General features: G+C 68.1%; 13 protein-coding genes. 1 reads left to right on the top strand and 12 read right to left on the bottom strand.

The genetic code is table 11. From position 1 onward, the window contains the following. The 12 genes from AB4Y84_RS04295 to hisS form a co-directional block, all read right to left on the bottom strand. The coding region (locus tag AB4Y84_RS04295) for a metallophosphoesterase N-terminal domain-containing protein (RefSeq protein ID WP_442249809.1) at nucleotides 1-614 on the bottom strand (614 nt) is incomplete at its 3' end. 158 nt (nucleotides 615-772) lie between these two features. After that, complete coding sequence (gene hisIE / locus AB4Y84_RS04300) at nucleotides 773-1,393, bottom strand: bifunctional phosphoribosyl-AMP cyclohydrolase/phosphoribosyl-ATP diphosphatase HisIE (protein WP_099818309.1); 621 nt, start codon at nucleotides 1,391-1,393, stop codon at nucleotides 773-775. Beyond that, nucleotides 1,383-2,159 carry an imidazole glycerol phosphate synthase subunit HisF gene (gene hisF / locus AB4Y84_RS04305; protein ID WP_049464459.1) on the bottom strand — a complete coding sequence of 259 codons (777 nt, stop codon included), beginning with the start codon at nucleotides 2,157-2,159 and terminating at the stop codon, nucleotides 1,383-1,385. The genes hisIE and hisF overlap by 11 nt, the downstream gene beginning before the upstream one ends. After that, a complete protein-coding gene (hisA, locus tag AB4Y84_RS04310; RefSeq protein ID WP_442249810.1) occupies nucleotides 2,153-2,887 on the bottom strand; it encodes a 1-(5-phosphoribosyl)-5-[(5-phosphoribosylamino)methylideneamino]imidazole-4-carboxamide isomerase in 735 nt (244 codons plus the stop codon). Before hisA ends, hisF begins: the two co-directional genes overlap by 7 nt. Next, on the bottom strand, nucleotides 2,884-3,486 hold the full coding sequence (gene hisH, locus AB4Y84_RS04315; RefSeq protein WP_025874829.1) for an imidazole glycerol phosphate synthase subunit HisH: 603 nt from the start codon (nucleotides 3,484-3,486) through the stop codon (nucleotides 2,884-2,886). Before hisH ends, hisA begins: the two co-directional genes overlap by 4 nt. Continuing rightward, a complete protein-coding gene (gene hisB / locus AB4Y84_RS04320; protein WP_394196331.1) occupies nucleotides 3,483-4,556 on the bottom strand; it encodes a bifunctional histidinol-phosphatase/imidazoleglycerol-phosphate dehydratase HisB in 1,074 nt (357 codons plus the stop codon). Before hisB ends, hisH begins: the two co-directional genes overlap by 4 nt. After that, on the bottom strand, nucleotides 4,553-5,647 hold the full coding sequence (gene hisC / locus AB4Y84_RS04325) for a histidinol-phosphate transaminase (RefSeq protein ID WP_442244788.1): 1,095 nt from the start codon (nucleotides 5,645-5,647) through the stop codon (nucleotides 4,553-4,555). Before hisC ends, hisB begins: the two co-directional genes overlap by 4 nt. Beyond that, nucleotides 5,644-6,939, bottom strand: a complete 1,296-nt coding sequence (gene hisD / locus AB4Y84_RS04330) for a histidinol dehydrogenase (RefSeq protein ID WP_442244787.1) — start codon at nucleotides 6,937-6,939, stop codon at nucleotides 5,644-5,646. The genes hisC and hisD overlap by 4 nt, the downstream gene beginning before the upstream one ends. Then, entirely contained in the window at nucleotides 6,936-7,847 is a 912-nt protein-coding gene (gene hisG, locus AB4Y84_RS04335) for an ATP phosphoribosyltransferase (RefSeq protein ID WP_033830971.1), read from the bottom strand. The genes hisD and hisG overlap by 4 nt, the downstream gene beginning before the upstream one ends. A gap of 34 nt (nucleotides 7,848-7,881) precedes the next feature. Continuing rightward, nucleotides 7,882-8,190: a YerC/YecD family TrpR-related protein gene (locus AB4Y84_RS04340; RefSeq protein ID WP_025874839.1), complete on the bottom strand. Its 309-nt coding sequence runs from the start codon at nucleotides 8,188-8,190 to the stop codon at nucleotides 7,882-7,884. Between the two features lie 194 nt (nucleotides 8,191-8,384). After that, nucleotides 8,385-8,654, bottom strand: a complete 270-nt coding sequence (locus AB4Y84_RS04345; protein WP_442249811.1) for a hypothetical protein — start codon at nucleotides 8,652-8,654, stop codon at nucleotides 8,385-8,387. Between the two features lie 23 nt (nucleotides 8,655-8,677). Further along, entirely contained in the window at nucleotides 8,678-10,075 is a 1,398-nt protein-coding gene (hisS, locus tag AB4Y84_RS04350) for a histidine--tRNA ligase (RefSeq protein WP_428704268.1), read from the bottom strand. A gap of 139 nt (nucleotides 10,076-10,214) precedes the next feature. Here hisS and AB4Y84_RS04355 point away from each other — a divergent pair, with 139 nt between their 5' ends. Continuing rightward, nucleotides 10,215-10,967: a Crp/Fnr family transcriptional regulator gene (locus tag AB4Y84_RS04355; protein ID WP_049464442.1), complete on the top strand. Its 753-nt coding sequence runs from the start codon at nucleotides 10,215-10,217 to the stop codon at nucleotides 10,965-10,967. Nucleotides 10,968-11,080 lie beyond the last annotated feature (113 nt).

Raw genomic sequence — 11,080 nt, forward strand, 5'->3', positions numbered from 1 at the left:
GGTACGTGGAACCACGGCACGCCGAGTTCGGCGGTGACCTTGTTGATCGCCGGGTACAGGGTCAGGTCGTCGTTGACGATGTCGCCCAGCGTGGTACCCAGGCGGGCCTTGGTCTGCCCAACCAGCGGCGCCACGATGGACTGCCGGTAGTAGCCGATGTCCTGCAGGCTGGCGGTCTGCGAGTCGGTGAACACCAGCATCTGGAAACCACGGCGGCTGTCATGCCGGTCGTTCTGCAGGGCGAAGTCCCAGTTGCGGGCCACGTCACTGGTCGCGGCGATGCCACCGTACTTCAGCGCCGGAGAACCATTCGGCCGGTAGTGTCGCCAGAACGACGGCAGGCCGTCGGCAGCCTTCGGGAAGGAATAGGCATCGGGCTTGATCATGAAGACCGTCTGCCCGTCACGCACCGGCAGGCTGTAGCTGCCGTCGGCGGCGGTCTTGACGATGGTTTCGCCGTTGGACACCTGCACGCCGGCCAGGCCCGGATCGGTCGCACCGCGGCCCGGCTTGCCGTCACGCTCCAGATAGACCTTGCCGCTGACCACGGTATCGGCGGCCCAGGCCGGCGAGGTCAGCAACAGGCAACACAGCCAGGCGGCAGGCAGTTTCATGGGGCGGTCCAGGAAAAAGAGACCGCCTATTGTAGATTCCGCCGATGACATCGCGCACGCGATTGCCGCTTTTCCTGTAGTGCCGGCCGCTGGCCGGCATTCCACCAGGCGTCCCACGATCATCAGGTTGCCGGCCAGCGGCCGGCACTACCGCACCTCTAACGATGGCGCTTTTCCAGCACGTCGCGGGCATCTTCCAGCGACAGCCCGCGCGCGCGCAGCAGCACCAGCAGGTGGTACAGCAGGTCCGACGCCTCGCCCAGCAAGGCCTCATCGTCCTGCGCCACCCCGGCCAGCGCCGTCTCCACGCCTTCCTCGCCCACCTTCTGCGCGATGCGGCGGATGCCGCCTTCGAACAGGGACGTCGTATAGCTGCCGGAGGGGCGCAGCGCCTCACGCACGGCGACCAGCTGGTCCAGGCCACCGAGGAAGTCCTTCGGCGCGCCGTCGAAGCAGCTTTCCGCGCCGGTGTGGCAGGTCGGACCTGCCGGGCGCGCCAGCACCAGCAGCGTATCGGCATCGCAATCGACGCTGATCGACTGCACCGCCAGCACATTGCCGGACTGCTCGCCCTTGGTCCAAAGACGCTGCTTGCTGCGGCTGAAGAAGGTCATGTGGCCGATGGCCAGCGTCGCTGCCAGCGACTCGGCGCTGACGTAACCCAGCATCAGCACCTGCAGGGTGTCGGCGTCCTGCACAACGGCCGGCAGCAGCCCATCGCCCTTGTCCCAGTCCAGCGTTTCCAGCGCCTGCGGCGACGGCCGCACATCAATAGACATCCCGCACCTCGATCTGCTGCTCGCGCAGGTAGCGCTTCAAGTCGGCAATGGCGATGGCGCCACTGTGGAATACGCTGGCCGCCAGCGCACCGTCAACGTCGGCCTGGTCAAAGGCCTGGGCGAAGTGCTCCATCGTACCCGCACCGCCCGATGCGATGAGGGGCACCTGGCACAGCGCACGTGCCTGGCGCAGCTGCTCGACGTCATAGCCACGGCGCACGCCATCGCTGTCCATGCAGTTCAGCACGATCTCGCCGGCACCCCGGCGCTGCGCCTCGACGATCCAGTCCAGCGTGCGCAGCGGCACTGCCTGGGTTTTGTCCGGGTCGCCGCTGAAACGGCGCACGCGCCACTGGCCGTCGTCCTCGCGTACCGAGTCGACACCGACCACCACGCACTGCACGCCGAATTCTTCGGCCAGTTCCGTGATCAGTTCCGGGCGGCCCAGCGCGGGTGAGTTGATCGAGATCTTGTCCGCGCCGGCGAACAGCACGCGACGCGCGGTCTCTACGCTGTCGATGCCGCCGGCCACGCAGAACGGGATATCGATCAGGCGCGCGATGCGCTCGATCCAGGCCACGTCCACCGACCGTGCCTCCGGGCTGGCGCCGATGTCATAGAACACCAGCTCGTCGGCGCCCTGGTCGCGATAGCGCTGCGCCAGTTCGGCGATGTCCCCCATGTCGACGTGATCGCGGAAACGCACGCCCTTGACCACGCGGCCATCGCGCACGTCCAGGCACGGAATGATGCGGCGGCTCAGCATGCCAGCGCCTCCGCCAGGTCCATGCGCTGTTCCAGCAATGCCTTGCCGAGGATCGCGCCGCCACAACCGGCGGCCTGTGCCGCAGCCACGTCGGCCACATCGCGGATACCGCCTGACGCCTGTACAGCCACGCCCGGCAGCAACGCTGCGAGGTGCTGGTACAGGCTGATGTTGGGCCCGGCCAGCATGCCATCGCGGGCGRTGTCGGTGCACAACAGGTGACGCATGCCGGCCTGTGCATAGCGTTCGGCCAGCGCATCCAGGGTCACCCCCGCGTTCTCGGTCCAGCCATGCACCGGCAGCTGCCATTGTCCCTGCGCGTCCTGCCGTGCATCGAGGGCGATGGTCAGCCGCTCCGGGCCGAACTCGCCCAGCCAGCCGATCACCTGCGCCGGCTCGCGCACCGCAAGTGACCCGATCACCACGCGGCTTGCACCCGCATCGAGGATGCGTGCCACGTCGTCACGGCCACGCACGCCGCCACCGGTCTGCACCTGCAGCGGGGTCTGCGCACGGATCGCGGCCAACAGCGGCGCCAACGTGTAGCCACCGACACGTGCGGCATCCAGATCCACCAGGTGCATCCACTGTGCGCCCTGTGCGGCGAACGCCTGCGCACGCGGCAGCGGGTCGTCGCCATAGTGGGTTTCCTGCGCGTAGTCGCCCTGGCGCAGCCGCACGACGCGGCCGTCGCGGATATCCAGTGCGGGGTAGACGATGAAACTCATGCAGCGGTGCCCTCGAGGAAATTGCGCAGCATCAGCGAACCGGTATCGCCGGACCGCTCGGGATGGAACTGGGCGCCGAAGTAGCGGCCCTGCTCGACCACGGCGGTGAAAAGGCCGCCGTGATCACAGGCGGCGACGGTATGGCTGTTCAGCGGCGCGGCATAGCTGTGCACGAAGTACGCGCTGGCGCGCTCGGGTACCCCCTGCAGCAGCAGCGATGGGCGCAGCGGCAGCAGCCGGTTCCAGCCCATGTGCGGAACGCGGATGCCACAGGCCGGCACCAGCTTGCGCACCACGCCGGGGATCAATCCCAGCGTATCCACGCCGGCCTCTTCGGAGCGGTCAAACAACAGCTGCATTCCCAGGCAGATGCCCATCAAGGGCACCTGCAGCTGGCGCAGCGGCTCGACCAGGCCCTGCGCGTGCAGGCGCTGCATGCCGGGGCCGGCCGCGCCGACGCCGGGCAGGATCACCCGTTGCGCGCCGGCCAGGCCTTCGGCATCGCGGACCAGCTTCACCGTCGCACCGAGCCGTTCCAATGCGTAGCGCACCGAACCCAGGTTGGCACCGCCGGCATCGATCAGCACGACCTCGCTCACAGCGCCCCCTTGGTGGTCGGCAAGGCCGTGCCCTGCCGCGCCAGTGCCGGCCGCAGTGCACGTGCCAGGGCCTTGAAGCAGGCTTCAACCTTGTGGTGGTCGTTGTCGCCACGCACCTGCAGGTTGAGGTTCAGCCCGCTGGCATCGCACAGCGAACGGAAGAAGTGCGGGACCAGTTCGGTCGGCATGTCGCCTACGCGCTCGCGCTTGAACTCGCCTTCGAATACGAAATACGGGCGGCCGCTGAAATCCAGCGCAGCACTGGCCAGGGTTTCATCCATCGGCAGGGTGAAGCCGTAACGGCCGATGCCGCGCTTGTCGCCCAGCGCCTCGCGCAGGGCCTGGCCCAGCGCAAGGCCGGTGTCTTCGATGGTGTGGTGTTCGTCGATGTGCAGATCGCCCTCGGCGCGGATGTCCAGGGCGAAACCGCCGTGCTTGCCGATCTGCTCCAGCATGTGGTCGAAGAACGGCAGGCCGGTGTGGATGTGCGCATCGCCGGCACGGTCCAGATCCAGCTCGACACGGATCTTCGTCTCCTTAGTATTGCGCTGGACCACCGCCGTGCGTGGTGCATCGGCCAGTGCGTGGGCGATGCCCGGCCAGTCCCACTCGCCGCCGAACTGTTCGGTGCGCAGCTGGAAGCCACGGATGTTGAGGTTGTCGGCGAACTGCAGGTCGGTGATGCGGTCGCCCACCATGCCCGAGCGCGCCCAGTCGATGCTGCGGTCCTGCAGGTAGGCTGTCATCAGGCCGATGCCCGGCTTGCGCGTCGGCGCGTTGTCGTGCGGCCAGCTGCAGTCGACCAGCACGTCACGGAAGACGATGCCCTGGCTTTCGAAGATCTGCAGCATCAGGTCATTCGGGCCATCGAAGCTGGCGCGCGGGTAGCTCTCGCTGCCCAGACCGTCCTGGTTGGTGACGATCACGAACTGGTAGCCGGCATCGCGCAGCTTCAGCAGCGCCGGGATCACCTGCGGCACGAAACGCAGCTTCTCGTAGGTGTCGATCTGGAAATCCGCCGGCTCCTCGATGAGGGTGCCGTCGCGGTCGATGAACAGGATCGGCGTCATGCCGCAGCCCTCCGTGCCGACAGGGCCGCAAGCACGCGGTCGTTCTCTTCGGGGCTGCCGATGCTGATACGCAGTGCGTCACCCAGCTGCGGTGCGGCGCGCTGGTCGCGCACCACCACGCCGGCAGCGAGCAGCGCGTCGAACGCCGCCTGCCCATCGGCAAAGCGGACCAGCAGGTAGTTGCCGGCCGAGGCGTATACCCGGCCGATGCCAGGCAGGCCCTGCAGGCCGTGGTGCAGGCGCTCGCGCTCGGCGATGACCGTGGCTACCCGCTCAGCGGTGCGCGCAAGCGCGGCCGGCTGCAGCGCCTGCACGGCCAGCTCGGCGCACGGCGTCGGTACCGGGTACGGCGCCTGGCAGCGGCGCAGCACGGCAATCAGTTCCGGCGCGGCGATCAAGGTGCCGATACGCGCGGCGGCAAGTGCGTGCGCCTTGGACAACGTACGCAGCACCGCCAGGTTAGCGTGCGCGGCAAGCAGCGTGGTCGCCGAAGCGCGCTGCGCGTACTCGACATAGGCCTCGTCCACCACCACCAGCGCCTGCCCGCGCAGGGCAAGGGCCACGCGCTCGATCTCGGGCAGCGGGATATCACTGCCGGCAGGATTGGACGGCGCGCACAGGAAAACGAGCTTGGCGCCCTGCCCCTTCGCAGCGGCAATCACCGCATCCAGGTCCGTGCGCAGCCCCTCACCATCGTCAATCAGCGGCACCTCGATCAACGGCGCACCCTGCAAGCGTGCGCAGACCGCGTACATGCCGAATACCGGCGGCGTCACCAGCACGCCATCGCGGCCCGGCACGCACAGGGCGCGGACCAGCAGATCGATCGCCTCGTCGCTGCCACGGCCTACCAGCAGCTGTTGCGGCTGCACGCCGTACAGCGACGCCAGCGCATCACGCAGCGCAGCGGGCTGCGGCTCCGGGTAGCGGCGGCTGCCCCCCGTGGCGTCGGCCGGGTTGGCCCACGCCGATTCGTTCGCGTTCAACCACACCTCGCCCTGCACAGCGCTGCTGCGCGCCGAACTGTAGCCGGCAAAGGCCTGTAGATCCGGCCGTACCAGGGCCAGCACGCCGTCGATGTCCGCGCTCATGCGGCCACCTCCATGCGCAGTGCCACCGCACGTTCGTGCGCATCCAGKCCTTCGGCGCTGGCGATGATGCGCGCGCAGCCACCGATCGCGGCCAGGCCAGCGGCGGTCGCGCTCTGTACGCTGATCAGGTTCTGGAAGCTGGCCACGCTGACGCCACTGTAGGCGCGCGCGGCACCGGCGGTGGGCAGCACGTGGTTGGTGCCGCTGCAGTAGTCACCCAGTGCTTCCGGCGTGTAGTCGCCGAGGAAGACCGAACCGGCCGCCTGCACCTGGTCCAGCCACGCGCGCGGTTCGCGCAGGGCCAGGATCAGGTGTTCGGGGGCGTAGCGGTTGCTGATCGCAAACGCATCGGCCAGCGACTCCACCTGGATCAACTGCGATGCCGACAGGGCCTGGCGGGCGATGTCCTGCCGCGGCAGCAGGGCCACCTGGCGTTCAACTTCGGCCTCGACGGCGGCCAGCATCGCCGCGTCATCGGTCAGCAGCAGCACCTGTGAATCCGGGCCGTGCTCGGCCTGCGACAGCAGGTCGGCGGCAACGAATGCAGGGTTGGCACCGGCATCGGCGATCACCAGCACTTCCGAGGGACCGGCCGGCATGTCGATGGCGGCGGCACCGTCCTGTGCCACCTGCTGCTTGGCTTCGGTGACGAAACTGTTGCCCGGCCCGAACAGCTTGTCGCTGGCCGGGATGCTTTCGGTGCCATAGGCCATCGCCGCGATCGCCTGCGCACCACCCAGCTTGAACACGCGTTGCACACCGGTCAGGCGCGCGGCCACCAGCACCGCAGGATCGGCCGTACCGTCGGCACGCGGCGGGGTGCACAGCACCACCTGTGGGCAAGCGGCCAACTGCGCCGGCACGCCCAGCATCAGCGCAGTGGACGGCAGTGGCGCACTACCGGCCGGCACGTACAGGCCAACCCGGCCGATCGGCCGCAGTATGCGCTCGCAGACCACGCCCGGCGCGGTTTCCACCGTATAGCCCTGGCCCATGCCGGCCGCGTGGAAGCGGGTGATGCGTTCGGCCGCTTCCACCATGGCCTGGCGCAGCTCGGCCGGCACCGCGGCATCGGCAGCTGTGAACTCGGCTGCGGAAACTTCGAAATCCTGCAGATCCACGCCATCGAAGCGCGCGGTGATCGCGCGCAGCGCGGCGTCGCCCTGCGTGCGCACCTGCGCGATCAGCGCGGCCACCGCATCACGGGTCTGCTGCGCCACGGTCTGCACCGGGCGGGTCAGCGCCGCGCCGCGTGCGGCCTCGTCAAGTTGCGACCAGATCAGACGATTCATGCCAGCGACCGCTCCACGCTCAGTACCATCAGGCCCTGGGCGCCGGCGCGCTCCAGTTCTTCCATGCGCTGCCAGGTCAATGGACCGGGGCACATGGTCTGCAGGCGCAATGCACCGCCATCGGCAGGCAAACGCACCAACGGTTCGGCATCGGCCAGCAGCTGCGACAACGCGTCGACGCGGTCCTCGCTGGCGCGGAACATCAGCAGCTTGCGGTCCTGCCGCTGCACCACACCGTCCAGGCGGCGCAGCAGCATGCTGCGCAGCGCGCCGCGCGCATCATCGGGAACGCGTACCGCACCGGCCAGCACGGCTTCGCTGTCGAGCAGGTTGTGTACCGGGGTGAGCTGGTTGGCACGCAGCGTGGCGCCGCTGGAGACCAGGTCGCAGATCAGGTCGGCGGTGCCCAGGCGCGGCGCGATCTCCACCGAGCCGGACAGTTCCACCACCTGTGCATCCACGCCCTGCGCGGCCAGCCACTGCTTGAGGATGGCCGGGTAGCTGGTGGCGATGCGGGTACCGGCCAGTTGTGCCGGCCCCTGCCATTGCCAGTCTTCCGGCACCGCCAGCATCAAGCGGCACTGGCCAAAGCCCAGCCCCCGCAATGCCTGGTAGGCATCGGCCAGGCCGATCTGGCGACGCGCGGCCGCCTGTTCGTCCAGTTCGTTGCGGCCGACGATGCCCAGGTCGCAGACGCCATCGGCGATCAGGCCGGGAATGTCGTCATCGCGCACCAGCAACAGGTCCACCGGCAGCGATTCGCCGTAGCAGAACAACTTGTCGCGGCTCTCGCGCCARCTCAGGCCACAGGCACTGAGCAGGTTGCGGGCGGGCTCGGCCAGCCGGCCACTCTTCTGGATGGCGATACGCAGCCGGTCTCGCGCCGGCGCTGCCTGGGTTGCACTCATGGGGGAGGTCTCGAAGTCTGGAACGGGGCGCGGATCAGCGCGAAGCAAGGCGGTCGACAGCGGCGGCATAGCCTCGATGGCCATGCTCGAGCGTGCGTGCCACCCGTCCGGTGGTGGTCACGCTGACGCCGGTGCGCTCGTGGATCTCGCGGTAGGGCACGCCCTGCTGCAGCAGCGGCACCACCTTCCAGCGGTCGGCCATGGCTTCCAGCTCGGCCGGCGTGCACAGGTCACGCAGGAAGGCGACCACCTGCTCCGGCTCGCGCAGTGCGGCAAAGGCCTGGGCCAGGGCGTCCAGATCGGCTTGCGGGTCTTTGGCGGCAATGTCGGGGCGGGCTTTCACGGGCGTGGCTCTTGCATCAATGTAATAGCGTGTTAGTACATTAACGCATTCTTGCGCACCGCGTCAAACCGTGAGGCCATGGGGTCAGATCCGTTTTCCWSSGGAAAACGGATCTGACCCCTGAACCAGGCAGCGGAAACGAAAACGCCCACCGGGCGGTGGGCGTTCGGATGCAGCAATGGACAGGACTTCGATCAGGRCAGGCAGCGGACCTCTGCCTGCAGCGCGCCGCGCCGCAAGCATTCACCGAACAGGCTGCCCTGCCGGCTGGGACGAGGCTGCAGGTTCTGCAGCGCTCCGGCCCGGCCCGGGCACGCCCGCTCGGCAAGGGCCTGCAGATCCTGCTCAAGCTGCGCTCGATCCATCACATGGCAGCGATCAGCCACCAGCTGGTAATACGCAGGGCCGATCCGGGTGCTGCGCAACGCTGGATCGCTCTGGCATGCCGCCAGCAGGAACAGCATCAGTGTTCCTGCAGCGGCACGCGTCACGGCATGACCCGCGACTGCTCCAGCTCCACCTGCAGAGTGCTGGCCAGTTCGTCGCGCGAGATTTCGAACTGCTGCTCGCGCAGCAGGTCCTTCACCGCCACCACGCCGCGCGCCAGCTCGTCTTCGCCAGCCAGCACCACGAAACGGATACCGGCCTTGGCCGCGTACTGGAACTGCTTGCCGATCTTCTTCGGCTCCATCTGCACTTCGGTGTTGATGCCACCGGCGCGCAGGCGGCGGGCGATGTCCAGCGACTGCGGCATGCCCTGCTCGTCCATCAGCGCCACCAGCGCCTGCACGCTGCTGGCCTCGATGCCCTCGATCAGGCCGGCTTCGCGCAGCTGCCAGAACAGGCGCGACAGGCCGATGGAAATGCCCACGCCCGGCAGCTTGGACTTGCTGTAGTGGCTGGCCAGGTCTTCATAACGGCCACCGGAACAGATCGACCCGATCTGCGGGTGGTCGGTCAGCGTGGTCTCATACACCGTGCCGGTGTAGTAATCCAGGCCACGTGCAATGGAGAAGTTCAGGCAGTAGGCGCTTTCCGGCACGCCCAGTGCCTGCACCAGCTGCAGTACTTCGCGCAGCTCGGCCACGCCGGCACGCAGGATCTCCGAGGAACCCGCACCGTCTTCCAGCGCTGCCAGCTGTGCCAGCGCATCGGCATGACCCTGCGAACGCACGGCGACGAAGGCCAGGATCTTCTCGACCTGTTCGGCCGGAATGCCAAAGCCCTCGCCCACCAGCGTCTCGCGCACGTAGTCGGGGCCACGCTTGTCCAGCTTGTCCACTTCGCGCAGCACTGCCAGCTGGCGTTCGCCCTCGGCCACGCCCAGGCTTTCGAAGAAGCCGCGCAGCAGCTTGCGGTTGTTCAACTGGATGCTGAAGTCGCCGATGCGCAGTTCGGCAAACACCGCATGGATGACCGCCAGCACTTCGGCGTCGTAACGCACGCTCAGGCTGTCCTTGCCGATCACGTCGATGTCGCACTGGTAGAACTCGCGGAAGCGGCCGCGCTGGGCGCGCTCGCCGCGGTACACGCGCTGCATCTGGTAACGGCGGAACGGGAAGGTCAGCTCGTGTTCGTGCTCGGCCACGTAACGCGCCAGCGGCACGGTCAGGTCGAAGCGCAGCGCCATCTCCGGCAGCGAACGATCGCCGGACTCAGCAGCGTTGGCCAGCGCGCCGGTGGACTGCACGAAATACACCTGGCGCTCGGTCTCGCCGCCGGACTTGGTCAGCAGCACATCGGACAGCTCGAACACCGGTGTCTCCACCGGCAGGAACCCGAAGCGCTCGTAGTTGCGGCGGATGACGTCCAGCATGCGCTGGAACGCAATCTGCTCGCGCGGCAGCAGTTCAAGGGTGCCGGGCGGGGTACGGGGCTTGATCACGGGCGGAGCTCCTGCGGAATCGGGGACGTGGGAGGGGGCGACATTCTAGCGCCCCGCATCGCTCAGCCGCAGATAAGGGGTCCAACGGCCGCTTGAAGTATCATAAAGCCCTCCCCCGCCCGCGATACGCCCACGCAACATGTCCCGGCCTTCCGGCGCTCCGCCCGCCACCAACGACCCCGCCGCGCCGTCCTGCGCCACGCTGGACTGCCTGCACTGCTCGGTACGCCACCTGGCGGTGTGCTCTGCACTGTCGCCCGATGAGGTGCAGGCGCTGGAACAGGTGACCGTGTCGCAGCAGTTGACGATGGGCAGCACCCTCGCCCGCAGCGGCGAAGAGCGCCAGCATGTCTATACATTGACCGGTGGCGCGCTGCGGCTGGTRCGCACGCTTGCCGATGGCCGTCGCCAGATCAATGGCTTCGTGCTGCCTGGCGATTACCTGGGCCTGAGCGGCAGCGACCACCATCGCTACGACATCGAGGCCATCGCCGACAGCCGCGTGTGCCGCGTTGCCCTGCCGCAGATGAAGGGCCTGCGCGCCCGCTATCCGCACCTGGAGCGCAAGCTGCTGCAGCGCGCCTGCCAGGAGCTGGACGCCGCACAGGATGCCGCGCTGGCGCTGGCACGCCTGCAACCGGCGGAAAAACTCGCCGATTTCCTGCTTCGCCTGGCCGCGCGTGAGGCCAAGCTCGGTGGGGATGGCCTGCGCGTTTCGCTGCCGATGGGCCGCGGCGACATCGCCGATCATCTGGGCCTGACGATGGAGACGGTCAGCCGCACCTTCACCAAGCTGCGCCAGCAGGGGTTGATCGCCCTGCCCCATCTGAACGTGGTTGAGATCCTCGACGAGGATGGCCTGCGCACGCTGGCCGGTGACGTGCAGGGCTGAGCGCCCGATTGGTATCGGATTGCCGGCCAGCGGCCGGCACTACCACGATCGATTGGTGACATCTGCGGTTGCCGGCCAGCGGCCGGCACTACCCGTGATGCGTGCTTCTGGTA

Source organism: Stenotrophomonas sp. 2YAF22, assembly GCF_052114665.1.
Taxonomy (GTDB): Bacteria; Pseudomonadota; Gammaproteobacteria; order Xanthomonadales; family Xanthomonadaceae; genus Stenotrophomonas; species Stenotrophomonas indicatrix.

Excerpts from the sequence above, each read along its gene's own strand:
- hisIE (WP_099818309.1), bottom strand. The coding sequence starts at position 1,393 with ATGTCTATTGATGTGCGGCCGTCGCCGCAGGCGCTGGAAACGCTGGAC.
- hisF (WP_049464459.1), bottom strand. The coding sequence starts at position 2,159 with ATGCTGAGCCGCCGCATCATTCCGTGCCTGGACGTGCGCGATGGCCGC.
- hisB (WP_394196331.1), bottom strand. The coding sequence starts at position 4,556 with ATGACGCCGATCCTGTTCATCGACCGCGACGGCACCCTCATCGAGGAG.
- hisC (WP_442244788.1), bottom strand. The coding sequence starts at position 5,647 with ATGAGCGCGGACATCGACGGCGTGCTGGCCCTGGTACGGCCGGATCTA.